We start from the raw sequence: 19,313 nt of genomic DNA on the forward strand, positions 1-19,313 counted from the left end.
ACCTCCATCACGATGCCGTTACGGACCCCGTTTTGCGCGGCCTCCCATCCGCCGCTCGTTAGGCTGGGGTGGTTATTTCGAATTCACTCCCGGGGTGGAACGCACGTCGGCGTGCACCGACCGGGATGGAACTTTTCAAGGAGGAAACCTCGTGAAGCGATCAAAGATTGGCTTCGGGTTCGTCGCACTGGCGGCAGCGGGCGCGCTCGCGCTGTCCGGCTGCGCGTCCGGCGGCGGATCGAACGGCGGCGGCGATGCCGGCGCAGGCATCATCACCGTCAACAACACCGAGCCCCAGAAGGGCCTGATCCCCGCCGACACGACCGAGGTCGGCGGCGGCAAAGTCGTCGACGCGCTCTGGGAGGGCCTCGTCTACTACGACGCCGACGGCGTGACGCAGATGGGCGTCGCCGAGTCGATCGAGTCCGACGACAACATCACCTGGACCGTGAACCTGCGCGACGACGCGGTCTTCTCGGACGGCACCCCCGTGCTCGCCCACAACTTCGTCGACGCGTGGAACTACGCCGCGAACATCGACAACGCCATGGGCAACCAGTACTTCTTCAGCGCGATCAAGGGCTTCAGCGAGACCGAGCCGGTCGAGGCGCTCGAGGGTCTCAAGGTGATCGACGACCACACCTTCACCATCGAGGCGACCCCCGACTTCCCGGACCGCCTGGGCTACTCGGCCTACTACCCGCTGCCCGACGTCGCCTTCGAGGACATGGAGGCGTTCGGCCAGAGCCCGATCGGCAACGGCCTCTACAAGCTCGACGGCGAGGGCGCCTGGAAGCACGACGAGTCGATCAGCCTCGTCAAGAACGACACCTACGTCGGCCCCCGCGAGGTGAGCAACGAGGGCATCGATTTCAAGGTCTACGCCTCGCTCGACGCCGCCTACACCGACCTGCTCGCCGGCAACCTCGACGTGCTCGACCAGATCCCCGACACCTCGTTCGCGGTGTTCGAGGACGAGCTGGGCGACCGCGCCATCAACCAGGCCGGCGCGCTGACCACCACCCTCGCCATCTCGACCAGCCTGCCGCACTTCGGCATGGACGAAGAGGGCAAGCTGCGCCGCGCCGCGCTCTCGATGGCCGTCGATCGCGAAGAGATCATCGACGTGATCTTCGAGGGCACCAACGTGCCCGCGGTCGACTTCACCTCGCCCGTGGTCGACGGCTTCGCCGACGACCTCGCCGGCAAGGAGAAGCTCGAGTTCAACCTCGACGAGGCCAAGAAGCTGTGGGCCGAGGCCGACGCCATCAGCCCCTTCGAGGGCACCGTCGAGGTCGCGACCAACTCGGACGGCCCGCACCAGGTGTGGATCGAAGCTGTGGCCAACCAGTGGGCCACCAACCTGGGCATCTCGGCCGCGCCGAAGCTCTACCCGACCTTCGCGGCCTTCCTCGACGACCGCGAGGCCGACGTGGTGGGCGGTCCGTTCCGTGCCGGCTGGCAGGGCGACTACCCGGGTGCGTACAACTACATGCAGCCCCTCTACTACACCGGCGCCAGCTCGAACCACGGCTTCTACGCGAACCCCGCGTTCGACGCGAAGCTCGATGAGGCGATCAACGCCGCGAGCCACGAGGAGCGCAACGAGAAGCTGAACGAGGCGCAGGAGATCCTGCTCGAGGACATGCCCTCGATCCCGCTGTGGTACCAGGGCACCACCGGCGGTTACAGCGAGGGCGTCGACAACGTCGTCTTCGGCTGGAACTCGGTGCCGATCTTCAACGAGATCACCAAGAACTAACCTCTCGGCGAGGGCCCCGGGCTGCAGGCCCGGGGCCCTCGTCTCGTCTCGGCGCCGACCGCCGGGGCGCCCACAGCTCTTCGAAGCGGGCACGCCGTCGTGCCCGGCTTCGCGTTTCAACACAATTGCGAGAGAATACGCAACATGTCAACCCACTCTGAGCGGGGAGGAGCCAGTTCATGCTGAGATACATCCTCTTCCGACTGCTGCAGGTGATCCCGGTACTGCTGGGAACCACCTTCCTGATCTACTTCATGGTCTTCGCGATGCCGGGCGACCCGGTCGCGGCGATGTTCGGCGACAAGCAGCCGAGCGAGGCGGTGCTCGAGCGCGTGCGCGAGCAGTACAACCTCGACCAGCCGTTCCTCGTGCAGTACCTGCTCTACCTCAAGGGCATCTTCATCGGCGACTTCGGCATCAGCTTCTCGGGGGAGCCGGTCTCGCAGATCCTCGCCCGCACGTTCCCGGTCACCATCAAGCTCGCCGCGATGGCGATCGTCATCGAGCTCGTGCTCGCCGTGGTCATCGGCCTCTTCTCGGGCCTGCGCAAGGGCAAGATGTTCGACAACATCAACCTGATCATCGGCCTGCTCTTCATGAGCATTCCGATCTTCGTGATCGCCTTCATCGCGCAGTTCGGCCTCGGCCTGAAGCTCGGCTGGTTCAGCCCCACCGTGGGCGCCGGCGCGCCGGTGCAGGATCTGCTGCTGCCGGCGATCGTGCTCGGCGTCAGCCTGTACGCCACGAGCATGCGCCTCACCCGGTCGTCGGTGATCGACACCCTCAACCAGGACTTCGTGCGCACCGCGTACGCGAAGGGCCTCAGCCGCAACCGCGTGGTTCCCGTGCACGTGCTGCGCAACTCGCTCATCCCGACGATCACCAACACGGCCACCGACTTCGGCACGCTGATGGTCGGCGCGACCGTCACCGAGGGCATCTTCAACGTGCCCGGCGTCGGCAACGTGCTCTTCAACGCCATCCTGAAGGGCGAGAACGCGACCGTGGTCTCGTTCGTCACCGTGATGGTGCTCATCTACCTCGGCGTGAACCTGGTCGTCGACCTGCTCTACGCCGCGCTCGATCCGAGGATCCGCTATGCCTGAGCCGCAGAACCAGTCGCCCCAGCCCGCGCGCGCCGCGCGCCCGCCGATCGAGCACTTCGTGGCTCCCGTCGACGAGACCCCCGTGGTGCCCGTCGACGCCGTGCGCATCAAGGAGAAGAAGTCGAACCTGTGGCTCGACGCCTGGCGCGACATGCGCCGCCGACCCATGTTCTGGATCTCGGTCGTGATCATCCTGGTGGTCGCGCTCGTCTCGCTCTTCCCCGGCATGTTCACCCCGGTGGATCCGCGTGCGAGCTCGCTCGCCAACTCGAACGGCGCGCCCACCGCCGGTCACCCGCTCGGCTTCACCAAGCAGGGCTACGACGTCTACGCGCGCATCATCTACGGAGCATCGACCTCGGTGTCGGTGGGCCTCATCGTGATCGCGATCACCTTCGTGGTCGGCACCGTGATGGGAGCGCTCGCCGGGTTCTTCGGCGGAATGGTCGACACCGTGCTCTCGCGCGTCGGCGACATCTTCTTCTCGATCCCCTACATCCTCGCCGCCGTCGTGGTGATGAGCGTGATGGCCGACTACCGCAACCCGCTCGTGATCGCCTTCGCGATCGGCGGGTTCTCGTGGCCCATCACGGCGCGCATCGTGCGCAGCGAGATCCTGCGCGTGAAGAACGCCGACTTCGTGATGGCGGCCGAGTCGCTCGGCCTCTCGCGCTTCGCGACGCTCGTGCGCCACGTGCTGCCGAACGCGCTCGCTCCCGCGATCGTGGTCACCACGCTCTCGCTGTCGTCGGCCATCGTGGCCGAGGCGACGCTGTCGTTCCTCGGCGTCGGCCTGCCTCCCGGGCAGTTCATCAGCTGGGGCAACGACATCAGCGCTGCGCAGCTCTCGCTGCGCACCGATCCGATGCCCCTCATCTACCCGTCGCTCGCGCTCACGGTCACCGTGCTGGGGTTCATCCTGCTCGGCGAGGTCGTGCGCGACGCGCTTGACCCGAAGGCGAGGGCCCGTCGATGAGCGCAGCCAGCCACCAGAGCGCGCAGAGCGCGCAGCCGCTGCTGAGCGTGCGCGACCTGCAGGTCGCATTCGGCACGAAGAAGCAGCCGAACGAGGTGCTGCACGGCATCTCCTTCGACGTCTACCCGGGCGAGACCGTCGCGATCGTCGGCGAGTCGGGGTCGGGCAAATCGACCACGATGCACGCCGTCATCAACCTGCTCCCGGGCACCGGCCGCACCACGGGCGGCTCCGTGACGTGGAACGGGCGCGAGCTCGTGGGCATCGGCCGACGCGAGATGGAGACCATCCGCGGCCGCGAGATCGGTCTCGTGCCCCAGGATCCGATGTCGAACCTCAACCCCGTCTGGTCGGTCGGGTTCCAGGTCGAGGAGGCGATCCGCGCCAACGGGCTCGCCAAGGGGCGCAAAGAGGTCAAGCAGCGCGCCATCGAGGTGCTCGAGCAGGCCGGCCTGCAGAACGCCGAGCAGCGCATGAAGCAGTACCCCCACCAGTTCTCGGGCGGTATGAAGCAGCGCGCGCTCATCGGCATCGGCCTCTCGGCCAACCCGCAGCTGCTGATCGCCGACGAGCCGACCTCGGCGCTCGACGTGACCGTGCAGCGCGTGGTGCTCGACCATCTCGCCTCGATGACCGAGCAGCTCGGCACGGCCGTGGTGTTCATCACCCACGACCTGGGTCTCGCCGCCGAGCGCGCCGAGAAGCTGATCGTCATGTACAAGGGCAATATCGTCGAGTCGGGTCCGAGCCGCGAGATCCTGCAGCGGCCCCAGCACCCGTACACGAAGCGCCTCGTGTCGGCGGCCCCGAGCCTCGCGTCGCGACGCATCGGCTCCGACGCCGACCTGCCGCCGGCGCCCACCGAGTCATTCGACCTCGCGGCGCTCGCCGAAGAGGAGAAGCCGGCCGTCAAGCACGGCGAGCCGATGATCGAGGTGCAGGGGCTCGGCAAGGTCTACAAGATCCGCAAGGGCAGCTTCGGCTTCGAAGACTTCCACGCCGTGTCCGACGCCTCGTTCACCGTGAACCGCGGCGAGACCCTGGCGCTCGTGGGGGAGTCGGGATCGGGCAAGTCGACGATCGCGAAGATGGTGCTGCAGCTCGAGAAGCCGAGCTCCGGAGAGATCCGGATCGCCGGCCAGAACGTCGCGGGCATCTCGGGGCGCAGGCTGTTCGATCTGCGCCGCACCCTGCAGCCGGTCTTCCAGGATCCGTACGGCTCCCTCGATCCCCTGCACAACATCGGCAACACGATCATGGAGCCGCTGAAGATCCACGGCGTGGGCGACGCCGAGAGCCGGCGGGCGCGCATGCTCGAACTGCTCGACCAGGTGGCGCTGCCGCGCGAGCTCGCAACGCGCTACCCGAACGAGCTCTCGGGCGGACAGCGGCAGCGCGTCGCGGTCGCGCGCGGCCTCGCTCTCAAGCCCGACGTGCTCGTGCTCGACGAGGCGGTCTCGGCGCTCGACGTGCTGGTGCAGGCGCAGATCCTCGACCTGCTCGCCGAGCTGCAGCAGGAGCTGGGACTCACCTACCTGTTCATCACGCATGATCTCGCGGTGGTGCGGCTCATCGCCGACCGCGTGTGCGTGATGCAGCAGGGGCGCATCGTCGAGCAGGCGACGACCGAGGAGGTCTTCGAGAACCCGCAGCAGGAGTACACGAAGAACCTGCTCGCCGCGATCCCGGGCGCGCACATCGAGCTCGGCGTCAGCTGAGTTCGGGTTCCGCGGAGCGAGGGGCGGGTCGGCCGGAGCCGATCCGCCCCTTCGTCGTACCCGGCGCGCGGCGGGCCGCTCAGGCGCCGCGGCGGTAGACGAGCACGCCGATGCCGCCGAGGACCGACGCCGCCAGCACGAACACCGCCATCGGCAGCGCGGTGTGCTCGCCCCACGCGCCGACGAGCGGGGACGCGAGGCCGCCCACGGCGAACTGGCTCGCCCCGAGCAGCGCGGATCCGGCGCCCCGGGCCGCGTCGGCGAGGCCGAGGGCGAGCGCACTCGTGTTCGACATGATGAGCCCCGTGCCACCGGTCAGGGCGAAGGCGCACACGATGAAGAGGGGCGGCGTCATCGTCCCGGTGGCCGCCGAGGCGGTGAGGGTGACTCCCGCCGCGAGCGAGAGCGTGCTGCCGATGAGCAGCATGCGCGCGGCCGGCACCTTGCCGGCGAGACGAGCGTTCGTCATGTTCGCGAGGATCATCGCGAGCGCACCCGCAGCGAAGGCGAGCGAGTAGAGGAACGGGGGCATGCCGAGCATGGTCTGCCCCACGAAGGGCGACGCCGAGATGTAGGCCATCATGCTGCCGAAGCCCAGACCGAAGACGCAGGTGAGCAGCAGGAAGCGCGGGTTGCCGAGCAGCATGCCGAAGTGGTGCACGGCGGTGCGCACGCCGGAGGCGGCGCGCTTCTCGCGCGGCAGCGACTCGGGCACGAGGATCAGCGCGAGCGCGAACATCGCGGTGGCGATGGCGGCGAGCGATGCGAGCACCGCGCGCCAGTCGCCGACCGTGAGGATCGCGCCGCCGATCGGGGGCGCGAGGAGCGGGCCGAGGCCGACGAACATCGCGATGAGGCTGATGGCGCGGATCGCGTCGGCGCCTTTCGCGAGGTCGACGGCGATGGCGCGCGAGACGACCACGCCGGCCGCACCCGAGACGCCCTGCAGGCCGCGCAGCGCCACGAAGACGGCGATGTTCGGCGAGAACACCATCGCGACGCTCGAGGCGGCGAAGACCGCGAGAGCGATGACGAGCACCGGGCGGCGCCCGCACTGGTCCGAGAGCGGGCCGAGCAGCAGCTGCCCGAGACCCATGCCGAGCAGGAACGCGGTGAGGGTGAGCTGCACCGACGAGGGGGCGGCGCCGAGACTCGCCGCGATCGACGTGAACGACGCGAGATACATGTCGGTGGCGAAGGGGCCGACCGCGGCCAGGAACGACAGCACCGCGAGCAGCCCGGGGGTGAGTCGGTCGCGAGCGGTCATCTTGTCGATCATATACGATCTAGGTGTTCTGCAACCGCCTGCGATCAGATAAAATAATACGTCGGCTTTATATCGGTGACCCCGCGAATCGCGCCCCACCCGGCCTCCTGCCGTGCCGACGCTCAGCTCGTCTCGTTAGGACCACACCTCTATGGCTCTCGCCACCCGCGAAGACCTCCGCAACGTCGCCATCGTCGCACACGTCGACCACGGCAAGACCACCCTCGTCGACGCCATGCTGCGTCAGACCAACTCCTTCGACGCCCACGCCGAGGTCGACGACCGGGTCATGGACTCCAACGACCTCGAGCGCGAGAAGGGCATCACCATTCTCGCCAAGAACACGGCGATCACCTACGAGGGCGCCCACGCGAAGAACGGCCCCATCGTCATCAACGTGGTCGACACCCCCGGACACGCCGACTTCGGCGGCGAGGTCGAGCGCGCCCTGTCGATGGTCGACGGCGTCGTGCTGCTCGTCGACGCCTCCGAGGGCCCGCTGCCGCAGACCCGCTTCGTGCTGCGCAAGGCGCTCGAGGCCCACCTGCCCGTGATCCTCGCGGTGAACAAGACCGACCGCCCCGATGCGCGCATCGAGGAGGTCGAGGGCGAGGCGCAGGACCTGCTGCTCGGCCTCGCATCCGACCTCTCCGAGGACCACCCCGACATCGACGTCGACGCCGTGCTCGACGTGCCGACCGTCTACCTCTCGGGCCGCGCCGGCGCGGCGAGCCACAGCCGCCCCGCCGACGGCTCGCTGCCCGACAACCCCGACCTCGAGCCGCTCTTCGAGACGATCCTCGAGCGCGTGCCCGCCCCGCAGTACGACGACGAGCACCCGCTGCAGGCCCACGTCACGAACCTCGACTCCTCGCCGTTCCTCGGCCGCATCGCGCTGCTGCGCGTGCACCACGGCTGGATCAAGAAGGGCGAGACCGTCGCCTGGGTGAAGCACGACGGCTCCGTGCAGAACGTGCGCATCACCGAGCTCATGCTCACCAAGGCGCTCACCCGCTTCCCGGCCGAGAAGGCCGGCCCCGGCGACATCGTCGCGATCGCCGGCATCGAGGACATCACGATCGGCGAGACCATCGCCGACGCCGAGGACGTGCGTCCGCTGCCGACCATCACGGTCGACGAGCCCGCCATCTCGATGACCATCGGCGCCAATACGTCGCCGCTCGTCGGCAAGGTCAAGGGCCACAAGCTCACCGCCCGCATGATCAAGGACCGCCTCGACCGCGAGCTCATCGGCAACGTGTCGCTGCGCGTCGTCGACACGGGACGCCCCGACGCCTGGGAGGTGCAGGGCCGCGGCGAGCTCGCGCTCGCGATCCTCGTCGAGAACATGCGCCGCGAGGGCTTCGAGCTCACCGTCGGCAAGCCGCAGGTGGTCACGCGCGAGATCGACGGCAAGAAGCACGAGCCCTACGAGCACCTCACGATCGACACCCCCGAGGAGCACCTCGGCGCCATCACGCAGCTGCTCGCGGCGCGCAAGGGCCGCATGGAGAACATGGTGAACAACGGCACCGGCTGGGTGCGCATGGAGTTCATCGTGCCGTCGCGCGGCCTCATCGGGTTCCGCTCGGAGTTCATGACCATCACCCGTGGCACCGGCATCGCGAACGCGATCGCCCACGGCTACGACGAGTGGGCCGGTGTGATCACCACCCGCAACAACGGCTCGATCGTGGCCGACCGCGCGGGCGTAGCGACGCCGTTCTCGATCATCAACCTGCAGGAGCGCATGAGCTTCTTCGTGCAGCCGACCGAAGAGGTCTACGAGGGCATGGTCATCGGTGAGAACTCGCGCTCCGAAGACATGGACGTGAACATCACCAAGGAGAAGAAGCTCACCAACATGCGCTCCTCCACGGCCGACACGTTCGAGTCGATGACCCCGCCGCGCCGGCTCACGCTCGAGGAGTGCCTCGAGTTCGCGCGCGAGGACGAGTGCGTCGAGGTGACGCCCGAGAACGTGCGCATCCGCAAGGTCGAGCTCGAGGCCTCGCTGCGCGCTCGCGCGGCGTCGCGCCTCAAGAACCAGAAGTAGCCGCCGCGGTTCGCGTCTGAGGGCCGCCGCCCGTTCCCCGATCCGGGGAGGGCGGCGGCCCTCGCGCATGTCCGGGGTTGGTGTGGCGGCGCGGGCTCGGGATTGACGTCGCCCGGTCGCGTCACTACCGTGTGGATGACGGCGCGACGAAGGGGGCGGCGATGGGCATCGTGATCCGGATCACCGTCGTGTCGCCCGAATCGGAGGAGCCGGCGTGAGCGAGTTGAGCATCGATCCCGCGGATCCGCGCCCGCCGTTCGAGCAGCTGCGACGGCAGCTGATCGACCGGATCATGACCCGGCGGCTGCCCGCGGGCGCCAAGCTGCCGCCGGTGCGGCGGCTCGCGGCGGATCTCGAGCTCGCGCCGAACACCGTGGCGCGCGCCTACCGTGAGCTCGAGACCGAGGGATACCTCATCACGCGGGGGCGCAACGGCACGATCGTGGCCCCGGTCGCGCCCGCCGACGACGCAGTGCAGGCGCAGGCGGCCGAACTGGTGTCGGCGTACGTGGCGGGGATGCGGGCGCTCGGGTTCGGATCCGAGGCGATCGTGGGCGAGGTGCGCCGGGCGCTGGGATGAGCGCGCTTCGCGCGCTCCGATGACCGAGCCCCGGGCCTGTCGGCGACCGGGTCGACTTCGAGAACCGCGAAGCCGGCTCGGGGCCCCGCCGCCCGTACGCTTCGCGTTGCGCCCCATACGCAGGCCGGTGCGGAGATCCTCCCGTCGTGCACCAGCAGCGACTCGACCCAGGGCTGCGCGTCATCGGCGGTGAAGACGCGCCCGACGCGATAGTGGATGAGTGAGTGAGACATCGGCCCGGCCCGCCGGGGTGCCGGCTTGCGCGGGCAGGTCACGGGTCGCGCCGATTTTCGCCCGACGCCGAAACACGCTAGAGTAAAGCTCGCGTGAAAACGCAAATCGGGATGTGGCGCAGCTTGGTAGCGCACGTCGTTCGGGACGACGGGGTCGCAGGTTCAAATCCTGTCATCCCGACCAAGAAGTCGTGGAAACTCTAGAGTTTCCACGACTTTTTAGGTTGTGCAAATTGATCCAGTCATCAATAACCCATCACATTGACCTCGAACGTGCGGCATTGCACGAGCTACGCCAGCTCGAACCGACGATCCCGCAGAGGTTCCTCCCGATCATTGCCGATCCGTGTGACGTCGTCGGGCCGCCTCTCTGGCATGGACAACGAACACTTGACCGCGGACAACCCCTGGGGCTTGGAGCCCCTGATGGACGTGCAGGAACTGGCGACCTATCTCGGTGTGCCCGTCTCCACGATCTACGACTGGCGCACCCGCGGCCTCGGCCCGCGAGCCTATCGCTTCGGCAAACACCTCAAGTTCGCCGTCTCCGATGTGCGCAAGTGGACCGAGGAGCAGCGCGACACCGAAGCGCCGACCGCCGCAGAGGGGCGGTGAAGCGATGAGCCGCCAGCGATTGACCATCGGTACCTTCGGTGAGATCGGCTTCCTCTCGAGCCCGAGCGGGCGTACCGTCGCCCGCGCTCGCTATCGCGACTGGGACGGCAAATCCCGCCTCGTCCAAGCAACAGGCGAAGGACGCAGAGCGGCCGAGCGGGCACTGAAAGCGAAGCTCGCCGAGCGGAGCCTCTTCCAGCCGACGTCCTCCATCCTCACTCCCGACAGCCCCTTTCCGGACCTCGTCGCCTACTGGCTCGAAGATCTCGAACTCGAAGGGCGGGTCTCCAAGCGCACGATGCAGCTGTACGAACGGAACATGCGCACGCTGGTGCTTCCGGCGTTTGAAAGTCTCACCCTGCGCGAGATCGGAGTTGCTCGCTGCGATCACTTCCTGAAGCAGCTCTCGAGGCAGAGCTACAACCGCGCCAGGCAGGCACGGGTAGTCCTGAGACTCGCGCTCGGCCTGGCTGTGCGCCACGAGGTGCTGCCTCGCAACCCCATGGATCATGTTTCCCAGCTGCGTAAGCCGGAATCCGCCCCGAACGCGCTGACGCCCGCCGAAGTGAACGTGATCCGCATCGCGATCGCGTTCTGGGAATCGGGAAGGCCGGTCCCCGGTCCCAAGCCGGATGGGCAACTCAGCACCATCGTCGAGGTCATGCTCGGGACTTCCGCCCGCATCGGCGAGGTTCTTGCGATCCGACGTCGAGATATCGACGTCACGAGTGCCGTGCCCTCGATCCGGATCTCCGGCACCATTGTGAGCCATCGAGGCGAGCCCACCATGCGGCAAGACCACCCCAAGACCGCACGATCCAGTCGCACCGTGGCGATCCCCGCATTCGCAGCGGAAGCCGTGCGCCGCCGCCTCGCGCGTCTCGATGACCCCTCGCCCGACGCTCTGCTCTTCCGGAGCCGGGAAGGAACGCCGCTCACCACGAACAACGTCAGGCGCCAGCTTCGACATGTACTGTCCATGGCCGGAATCGACGGCGTGACTCCGCACATGTTCCGACGAACGGTTGCCACGGCGATCAACGAGCAGGCGAGCGTCGAACTCGCGGCGGAGCTGCTCGGCCACACCGATCCGCGAATCACGATCCAGCACTACATCCGCCGGAACGAGATGGTCAATCCCCGCACCGCGGAACTGTTGGAGCAGGTGTTCGGGGGGACGCCGTGAGAACGCGGCGGCCAGGGACAGATCACCACTCGGCGCCTTCGCCCTCGTGCGGCAGGAACTCCTCTTCCAGCGCAGTGCGTCGAGCGACATCGGCCTCGACCCACGCCTTGAAGTCGGCCTCACGGTCAGCGATGCGAATCTCGCTTGCTTCATCGATCGGAGGCTCGCCCGGCCAGACCGTCTGCCTCGTGGGGCGATCCCGGTCGATTCTCGTGCCGCTGACGGCAACGAGTTCTCGCATCCGCTCCTTGAACGTCTCGAAATCGGCGAGCCATCCCATCGGGGCCGATCCATCCTGATGCGGATGGTAGGCGCCGAGATAGTGCGTGTGAAGCGCAGAAATTTGCCAGAGCATCTCCTCGTGACGGTGCCAGAAAGGTGGGATCACCGCCGGCGGCAGAGCGAACCGGATACGGAGACCGTGGACCCATTCGTTCAGAGCATTCCATTCCGCCCTCGCCTGTTCGGGCGTGAGATGGTCCCAGTTGATCGGCGCGGGAGGATCGGGGACATTGTCGGCTGGGTCGGCGGACTCGGAGGTATCGTCGGGTTCCGAGTCGTCTTCGGCGGGGTCCTTCGCTAGCTCGGCTTCGAAGGCCAGGTCCTCCGGATCTGGCTCGTCGTCGAGCGCAATCGGTTCCCACGTTTGTTCTGGATCGGCACTCATGAAGAACTCCTCATCGATGACGGAAATGATTGTCGGCGGTGGCCGAAGGGAGGAATGGCGGCCACCGCCGACAGCTGGGGGGGGGATCGCTTCACCGCGCGAGGTGCGGTGCGGCCATCGCCGGATCGGGCCGGGCCGCGAGGCCGTTCGAAGGGATCGACGCGAGCTGAGGGCCGGCAGGCGCAGCGGTAGCCACTTCGGCGGGCTGCTGCTGATGCGGCACCGGGCTCGTCTGCTGCTGGGGCTGCTGCTGCACTGGGCTTGCCTGCGGCTGCGGCCCTTCCGGCGGTGCAGGCGGCAGCGAGAGTCGGTCTTCGGGCTGCGGTGCCGCGCCGTTCCCCTCGAGCGTCTGCGGCTCCTGATCCGGCACGAAGGCGCCGTCCGGGTCGCCGAGGCCAGGCCCCGGCTCCGCGGCGTCGATCGCCGCACCGAGGTCGGCGGAGGCGTCGGGTTCGATGCCGGTGCCGACGGCCTCTTCTTCGACTGCGGGACTCTGGGGTTCGGGGCGCTCGACACTGTACTTGGTCCAGCCGGTGTCGTGCCCGATCTTCTTGACGACGAATTCCTGGGCCGAGACCGTCTCTCCGTTGCGCTTGGTGTATTCGGTATCGCGGACGTACCCCTCGGCAACGAACTTGTCGCCTGAGCGGAACTGGCTGAAGCTTCGTTCCGCGGCCTTGCCGAACTGGACGATGTTGAACCGCTCCGTGCCGGTCTGCGTGAAGCCGCCGTGCCCGTCGGAAGCGAACTGGTGCTGCCCGACGCGAGCCGTGAAGTACGGGGTGCCGCTGTTCGACTTGCGCAGGTTGAGGTCCTTGATGAAGAAGCCGGATAGCGACTGCTGGGTCTTGATGCTCATGGTGTGCTGGTCTCCTTGGTCGTCGAGGATGTGGCATTCGGGATCGTAGAGGAGGCGCCGAGGTGCGGTCTCCCGAGCGTTTCTTACTGCGCGGCTCGGATCTGGTTCTCGATCTCTGCGCGGGCGTTTTGCAGCTCGCGCGATTCCGTTCGGTCGGTCCAGGAGCGCAAGTTCGCGATGATGGGTCGGGCGGAACGCAGCACGATCGCGCCGGTGCCGAACGGGAGCGATCGGATAAGGTCGGCTGGCAAGATCGGGACCCGGCGTATCGAGCGCTGCAGGGACCGACCGCCGTACTGGTCAGCGGTGACAGCATCGGTATCCTCGTCTCTCTCACCGAAGAGCGCGCTGAGGTCCTGCAAATCCCGGGTGTTCGAACCCCCTCCGAGGACGATCTTCACGATCGAGGCATCCCAGATCGCCTGCGCTGCGTTTTCGCCCCACTTCTCGCGAGCTTGCGCCAGCGACTGCAGGACCGGCAGCGGCGTGATGCCCGTGCCGCCGCCTTCCGCCATGAGAACGGGCAAGGAAGGCAGAGGGGCCAAATTGCCGATCTCGTCCAAGCACATCAGCAGCGGAGGATCCAGGCGCGCACCCGGCCCCCGTGCCGCCATGCGCCTGGCTACCTCCACGATGTCCTCGATGAGCGCCGCGACGAGCGCCGCGGAAGATGACGAGCCGGCACCGGTCGCGAGCAGATAGAGCGTTCCCCTCGCGGCGATGAACGTCTCGGGGTCGAACGCTTCGTCCTCGTCGGGGCAGACCGCGTCCAGCACGCGAGGATCGGCGAGCGACTGGAAGGCCAAACCCACGCCTTGCCATATGCTGTCTCGAGTCCTGGGGTCTGAGGTCGCCATGGATTCGAGGGAATCGGCCCACCCTTCTGCCGCTTCGGCTGAGCCTTGCAGGACGCGCACGGCGTCCATGGCTGCGGTCGGCGAAAGCGCCCACTGGTAGAGCGTGCGTGCATCCCGACCGTCGATCGCGGCGGCGTGGAGCATGGCCTGGATCGCGGCACGAGTCTTCCCCTCCCAGAAACCTCCGCCTTCGACATCGCCGAAGCCGCTACTAGCTGCGAGTCCCGCGGCCCGGATCATCGCGACCTGCGGGTCCCGACACCCTCGGACCGGCGACCAGCGCAACCCACTGGGAAGCCCCGGCGCAAGATTCTGCGGATCGAACACGGCGACGGGGCCGATCTTGCGCCGTGCCTCGAGCGTGATGGTCAGGTTGTCTGGTCTGGTCGACGTCACGATGCACGATCCCGGCGCGTCGAGGATCGCGTTCACGGCGACGAACCTGCCCTTGCCGCTTCTCGGCGGTCCAATGAGCAGGATCGAATCTTCGACCGTCGCCCAGACATCATGGCCGCGGGCGCGGCCGAGGAAGTAGCCGACATCGCTCGGCTTCGCCGAGCCTCGGGGGAGCGAAGGCCGGAGCGTAGACGCGCGACGAAGGAGCTGCTTCGCAGAAGCGGCCGCGGCGATCTCGCCGCCCGTCGCAGTACCCGCAATCCGCCGAATGTTCGGACGGGTCGAGCGGCCGAACCACTTCATCACGGCCCAGACCGCAGGAACCGAAACTACGGTCAACAGCACGACGGCGATCGTCCAGTAGAGCGGGGCATTGAGGCCGGGAGCTTCGAGCGCACGGGCAGGATGGAGCGGGTCGACGACAGCGGCGAGCCCCGCGAGCATCCCGGCGCGCGGCCGTGGCGTTCCCACCAGCCATGCCGCGATCGTGGCCGCGAGTCTCAGCAATCCCGAAAGGGCCGCCATCACGGCGAGAAGGCCGAGGCTCACGTTGACCAGATGGTCGTTGACCGGGCGGGGCGAGCTCGCAGTCATGAGCGGAGTTCGTCGTGCAGGAGCGTGCCCGAGATCCGACCGAAGAGGAGGATTCCCTCTTGATGCGCGGGCAGGCCCCGCCGATCAACGAGAGTGCTCGCTCGCCCTTCCTCATCGGCTGTCACCGTATGGGTGACGACCGCGATTGCGACTTCCTCGCCTGGAACAAACCCGTGCCCCCAGACCTGTCGCAACTGCTGTGCCGCGGCCGTCGTGGCTCTCTCCGCACGCTCGCCGGTGGGTGGAGAGACTGCACTCGTCGACCGTGCCAGATGCTGCACCGGGCTGAGGATGTCGACGTACTTGCGGCCGTCCGCCTCAGTGAGCTCGACCCGGATGGGGGTCGCCTGGTCTTCGAGGATTGCGTCCAGGACTCCGCCGAGCGCCGTTCGCGCGATCGGGCCCGACATCCAGTTCTTGCCGTCGACCGAGATCGAGAGATTGTCGTTCTCCTCGACGGTGACCGAGACGAGTGGAAGGACCGGCGGAACCGGATTGTCTGTGACCGCGCGGCTGCCAGTGCGGTGGGACGTCGACGGAGAAACGGGAGGAGTCAGATGTAGATGGTTCACACGGAGAAAGCGCCGACGATAGTCCTCCTCGGAGCGACCTCGCCAGTGCTGGGCATCCCTTGAGTTGGGAACCTGGGTAGGGGTCCAACACCACGAATGTGATCCGCCCGCGATGTTCTGAATGATGCCCACTCGCGGCGAATAGAACCTTGGTTAGGGAGATTGGGTCTACTCAGAACGTGTTGTGAGGGCGCAGGAACCCGAGATTTACGAATTCATTTGTCGATACTCGTGATAGGCAGTGCACACCTATCTCGGCAGCGTACGCGATGCGTGGATCAGTTGGTACGAAACTTCACGAAGTTCGGCAACGCCGTAGCGGTGCGGCCCCTTTTCAGAGGAGGGAGCGCCGATTGCCTGCTGATTATCTTCCGCCGTGAAGGTTACAGCGTGTAGCACCCCGTCCCGTTTGTTCTTTGCCGGGCGCCCGATGGTCTCGACCCACTCGATGATGTCAAGCCTGCCTGCGGTCTTGGCTTCCCCTGTCAACTGGCTGAGTGCGCCGCCGAGAGTTGTGCCGAACGGCGCATCCGACGATTCGCCTACGATCCGGTTGATCGCATCACGGATGCCGAAGTGCAGGCGAGCAGCAGCCCAGACGACCCGACCCAGTTCTTCTAGCAGGTCTGGGTCGCAGGGCATCGAATCGACGTAGCTCTCAGAAGACAGGTCCATGCCCGGATTATCTCAGGCGGCCTATATTGCCATGTGCACGGTGCTCGATAGCATCAAGCTGAGTAGAGAGCAGGTACATGTGGGCAAGGCGAGCCGCCGCAAGGCAGGACGATCCGACAGTAACGAACCGAGTAGAACGCCTGACGAAGAGTTGGCGATCGTCACCGAGGTCGTCGGCCTCCTTTTCGGCATCCAGCCGAACTGCGCGGCGGCCGCAGCCCTCACGACAGAGATTGGGGCGAACCTCAGCTACGACCTCCAACCCCGTCCGGTCTCGGTTGTCGCGGTTGAGAAATCAAGTAACACACTGCTCACAATGGGGCCGAAGGCGAATGGCAAGTTTTCCGCTGAAGCCCGGGCGAGAATGGAAGACCGACGTCCTGAAGGCCGGGATACCGGGCACCTCGTCGTAACCTCCACCGAGCACCTGCGGTTGCTCGACCCCAACATGCGACAGCTGGAAAGCTACGGCGTGAAAGCACCCAGCATCATGATTCGGGTGAAAAGCGTCGATCCTGAGTCAGGTGAGTGGCCCTTTGAATGGCAGGGGCTCCAACTGCTCTACATTCTGGACGAAGAGAACCGCGCTCTGATTCCCGCCTACGAGGCTGCCCGCCAGGACCTTGCCGCTCGGGCGAAGATCATTGCCGCTGACATCCGCGCCGGACGGTCGCTGGATCTGATTGTCGCGCGAGCACGGTAGCCCTCAGATCTGCTTCGCTCGGCGGAGGTCGTATAGCCGGAACGCTTCATTGAGCGTCAACGTCGCACCGACGATCGCTGGGCCGACATCGGTTTCAAGGTTGCCGCGCAGTTGCATGATCCGGCCGCCAGCCACGTCGGTCACGACCTCGTTCTGGCTCATGCGCATGATCCCGAACTGCATCTGTGCGTGAGCCGCGGCACTGCCCGACCGCCAGATGCTCTGCGTAGCGCCGATGAGCAGTGGATCGGCGAGGCCATGCATATGTTTGGCCACCCAGTCGATTGCCTTCGTCTGATTGAAGCGCATCTTTGTGACGTCCTCATCGACACCGATCAGGGCTGCTGCTTCTTGGAGCGTGGTCTGCCGTTCGCGCAACTGCCCGATGAGTTCGTTGCGAGCGGCGTCCGGTTTCCCATCGGGGATCGTCATCTCTCGGAGCGCAACGATCTGGATTCGAATCTCATCAGCTCGCAGCTTCAGCGCCCGCTCACGACGCTCCTGGCGGCTCTTCCCGGCGAGCAGCCATACCGCGTTGACCGCAGCGACGAACGCGGTGCGTGTCACGGTCATGTAGGCGGTCGGGTACATAGTGCCGGTTGCCCGCATCGCGTCGAGGGCGAAATCCAGATGCTCGGAGGAGATGCACATGGAGTACCAGATCGAGCTCTCGACGGTCAGACCGTCCATTGCGTCAACAGCTAATGAGCTTCCGTCTTCGACCGGCACTGGGTTCTCGGCGCGTTCCCGCCAGGCTGCAACGACTGAGGAGATCCGCCCCAGCCGTCGCGACCACTCAGTGGATTGTTCGAGGGACTGCTCAGTCGGCTTCTTCTTGCGCTTCACCACGCTCTTCATCTTGGCGCAAACATAGGACACTACACTTCGGATCAAGATGTCGATTCAGCACAGGACCATTTCCCGTGGACAAGCGAGTCTGAAAGCGGCGGTGAGCACTCAGGTTCCCTGGATTTCCGGACGCATTCACGCGAACTTCTAGGTTTTTCCGAGAAGACGGTTGTCGGTCTGGAACATGCGGAATTCGTCGGGGTGAAGCTGCGATTGCACGACGAAAGATCTCTGCTTGATCCGCCAGAGACCTTGGCCTACCCCGAGGGTGGGAAGCAGAGCGCGCTCGGTCCCCGTCAGGCCGAGCAGTTCCCCGGTGATGTCGAGCTGGTCTGACGATTGACGATAGGTGATGGTCGTCTCGGCATTGGCGAGTAGTGACGAGGCAAGCGCACGCATCTGCGATCCCGCATCGCCCACGTTGTCCAGGTCGGACGCCTTGTGGAAGATCAGGAGATTCGCGATGCCGAGCGCGCGAGCAAGTCGCCAATGTGAATCCATCCTTTTCAACAAACTTGGATAGGACATCAGGCGCCACGCCTCGTCATAGATCAGATATCTCCTGCCGCCGGCAGGGTCGAGCAGGCAGCTCTCCATCCAGGACGATGAGCACGTCATCAGCACGGAGAGCAGAGCGGAGTTCTCGGCAACCTGCGACAGGTCGATGGACACCATGGGGGCATTCGGGTCGAAGGCGACCGTCGACGGTCCATCGAAGAGGCCGGCGAGATCTCCGTTGACCAGGCGCCTGAGCCCATGGCCCACCTGGCGGCCGTCCTCCTCGAGCCGGCGATCGTCCTCCGTGCCAGGGTGGAGTATCCGATCGACCACCTGCGGCAGGATCGGCACGGAGTTCTCCGCGACCGCAGCCCGCAGCCCGACGTCGATGGCAGTGTGCTCGACGGGACTGAGCGGCCGCGCGAGCATCGTCTCCGCGAGCGCGCCGAGCAGGTCGCGACGGCGCGCGTTCACCTGAGCCTGCCATTCTGACTCGGAGAGGCCTCCCGCTCGGTATCCCTCATCGAGAGGATTCAATCTCGCACGCCGCCCATGACCGAGCTCGATCGCATGGCCGCCGACGAGCCGCGCGATATGGGAATGCTCGCCTTTCGGATCGCCCACGACATAGACCTTCCTCCCGAAGGCGAGAGAGCGAGTGTAGAGGGACTTCGCGAGCGAACTCTTCCCTGAGCCGACGATGCCCGAAAGGATGATGTTGGGGGCTGTGATGATGCCGCGGGCATAGAGCTCCCAGGGATCGTATGAGAACGAAGCGCCAGAATACAGATCCTGGCCGACGAAGACGCCGTTGGCGCCTAGGCCGCCCTCGGCGAGGAACGGGTACAGGCCTTGCAGCACTGCCGAGGTGTCCTGATGCTGCGGGACTCGCAGCCGGAGATGCTGCCTCAACGCTGCTGGGCCGGCTTCTCCGGGAGCGGGAATCAGCGGCGCCTGATGCGCCTCGGCGCGAAGCGCGTGCTGTTTCTCGCGCTCCTGCGCCCGCCTCGCGGTGGCGTCCTGCTTCCGGATGAGCGCGGCCGCACGCAACCGAGCCTTCCGGTCCCGGTACGACTCGAACTCGGGAGTAACCAGCGGCGTGGTGTGCAGTTTCTCGCGCATACAGACGAGGTGCTCCGCCTGC

The 19,313-nt window shown here is 66.5% G+C and carries 17 protein-coding genes and 1 tRNA gene; 10 read left to right on the top strand and 8 right to left on the bottom strand.

Annotation, left to right across the window (positions count from 1 at the left end; all coding sequences use genetic code 11):
• Positions 1 to 151 precede the first annotated feature (151 nt).
• From H490_RS19020 to H490_RS19035, 4 genes are all read left to right on the top strand, one after another.
• Entirely contained in the window at positions 152 to 1,762 is a 1,611-nt protein-coding gene (locus H490_RS19020; RefSeq protein WP_017882997.1) for a peptide ABC transporter substrate-binding protein, read from the top strand.
• A 179-nt stretch (positions 1,763 to 1,941) separates the two neighbouring features.
• The gene (locus H490_RS19025; RefSeq protein ID WP_017882998.1) at positions 1,942 to 2,868 is read left to right on the top strand and encodes an ABC transporter permease; all 927 of its coding nucleotides are present in this window, start codon (positions 1,942 to 1,944) and stop codon (positions 2,866 to 2,868) included.
• Entirely contained in the window at positions 2,861 to 3,844 is a 984-nt protein-coding gene (locus H490_RS19030; protein ID WP_017882999.1) for an ABC transporter permease, read from the top strand. Before H490_RS19025 ends, H490_RS19030 begins: the two co-directional genes overlap by 8 nt.
• Positions 3,841 to 5,562 (top strand): dipeptide ABC transporter ATP-binding protein, encoded by a 1,722-nt coding sequence (locus H490_RS19035; protein ID WP_017883000.1) that lies wholly within the window; start codon positions 3,841 to 3,843, stop codon positions 5,560 to 5,562. The genes H490_RS19030 and H490_RS19035 overlap by 4 nt, the downstream gene beginning before the upstream one ends.
• Before the next feature lie 79 nt (positions 5,563 to 5,641).
• Here the strand turns inward: H490_RS19035 and H490_RS19040 are convergent, their stop codons facing one another.
• Entirely contained in the window at positions 5,642 to 6,829 is a 1,188-nt protein-coding gene (locus tag H490_RS19040) for a multidrug effflux MFS transporter (protein WP_041205002.1), read from the bottom strand.
• Positions 6,830 to 6,980: 151 nt separating this feature from the next.
• Between H490_RS19040 and typA the strand changes: the two genes are divergently transcribed.
• The 5 genes from typA (at position 6,981) to H490_RS19065 (ending at position 11,499) form a co-directional block, all read left to right on the top strand.
• Positions 6,981 to 8,885, top strand: coding sequence for a translational GTPase TypA (gene typA / locus H490_RS19045; protein WP_017883002.1), 1,905 nt, complete (start codon positions 6,981 to 6,983; stop codon positions 8,883 to 8,885).
• 214 nt (positions 8,886 to 9,099) lie between these two features.
• Positions 9,100 to 9,465, top strand: coding sequence for a GntR family transcriptional regulator (locus H490_RS19050; protein ID WP_017883003.1), 366 nt, complete (start codon positions 9,100 to 9,102; stop codon positions 9,463 to 9,465).
• Between the two features lie 340 nt (positions 9,466 to 9,805).
• A tRNA-Pro gene (locus tag H490_RS19055) sits at positions 9,806 to 9,882 on the top strand.
• Between the two features lie 191 nt (positions 9,883 to 10,073).
• Positions 10,074 to 10,313 (top strand): helix-turn-helix domain-containing protein, encoded by a 240-nt coding sequence (locus H490_RS19060; protein WP_031289635.1) that lies wholly within the window; start codon positions 10,074 to 10,076, stop codon positions 10,311 to 10,313.
• A 4-nt stretch (positions 10,314 to 10,317) separates the two neighbouring features.
• Complete coding sequence (locus tag H490_RS19065; RefSeq protein WP_031289637.1) at positions 10,318 to 11,499, top strand: tyrosine-type recombinase/integrase; 1,182 nt, start codon at positions 10,318 to 10,320, stop codon at positions 11,497 to 11,499.
• Between the two features lie 22 nt (positions 11,500 to 11,521).
• Here the strand turns inward: H490_RS19065 and H490_RS19070 are convergent, their stop codons facing one another.
• From H490_RS19070 to H490_RS31565, 5 genes are all read right to left on the bottom strand, one after another.
• Positions 11,522 to 12,166 carry a hypothetical protein gene (locus H490_RS19070; protein ID WP_017883006.1) on the bottom strand — a complete coding sequence of 215 codons (645 nt, stop codon included), beginning with the start codon at positions 12,164 to 12,166 and terminating at the stop codon, positions 11,522 to 11,524.
• Positions 12,167 to 12,257: 91 nt separating this feature from the next.
• A complete protein-coding gene (locus tag H490_RS30975) occupies positions 12,258 to 13,025 on the bottom strand; it encodes a single-stranded DNA-binding protein (RefSeq protein WP_017883007.1) in 768 nt (255 codons plus the stop codon).
• An 83-nt stretch (positions 13,026 to 13,108) separates the two neighbouring features.
• Complete coding sequence (locus tag H490_RS19075; RefSeq protein WP_017883008.1) at positions 13,109 to 14,872, bottom strand: type IV secretory system conjugative DNA transfer family protein; 1,764 nt, start codon at positions 14,870 to 14,872, stop codon at positions 13,109 to 13,111.
• The gene (locus tag H490_RS31945) at positions 14,869 to 15,576 is read right to left on the bottom strand and encodes a hypothetical protein (protein WP_152424164.1); all 708 of its coding nucleotides are present in this window, start codon (positions 15,574 to 15,576) and stop codon (positions 14,869 to 14,871) included. Before H490_RS31945 ends, H490_RS19075 begins: the two co-directional genes overlap by 4 nt.
• Positions 15,577 to 15,693: 117 nt before the next feature.
• Positions 15,694 to 16,119, bottom strand: coding sequence for a hypothetical protein (locus H490_RS31565; protein ID WP_152424165.1), 426 nt, complete (start codon positions 16,117 to 16,119; stop codon positions 15,694 to 15,696).
• Between H490_RS31565 and H490_RS19085 the strand changes: the two genes are divergently transcribed.
• A complete protein-coding gene (locus H490_RS19085; protein ID WP_152424166.1) occupies positions 16,118 to 16,822 on the top strand; it encodes a hypothetical protein in 705 nt (234 codons plus the stop codon). The genes H490_RS31565 and H490_RS19085 overlap by 2 nt on opposite strands.
• A 3-nt stretch (positions 16,823 to 16,825) precedes the next feature.
• Here H490_RS19085 and H490_RS30980 read toward each other — a convergent pair whose 3' ends face one another.
• Together H490_RS30980 and H490_RS19095 are read right to left on the bottom strand one after the other, a co-directional pair.
• Positions 16,826 to 17,671 carry a hypothetical protein gene (locus tag H490_RS30980; protein ID WP_152424167.1) on the bottom strand — a complete coding sequence of 282 codons (846 nt, stop codon included), beginning with the start codon at positions 17,669 to 17,671 and terminating at the stop codon, positions 16,826 to 16,828.
• A 147-nt stretch (positions 17,672 to 17,818) separates the two neighbouring features.
• A complete protein-coding gene (locus H490_RS19095; RefSeq protein WP_017883012.1) occupies positions 17,819 to 19,291 on the bottom strand; it encodes a hypothetical protein in 1,473 nt (490 codons plus the stop codon).
• Between the last annotated feature and the right edge of the window lie 22 nt (positions 19,292 to 19,313).

Origin of the sequence: Leucobacter sp. UCD-THU, assembly GCF_000349545.1 — a bacterium.
In the GTDB taxonomy this organism is placed as follows: Bacteria; Actinomycetota; Actinomycetes; order Actinomycetales; family Microbacteriaceae; genus Leucobacter; species Leucobacter muris.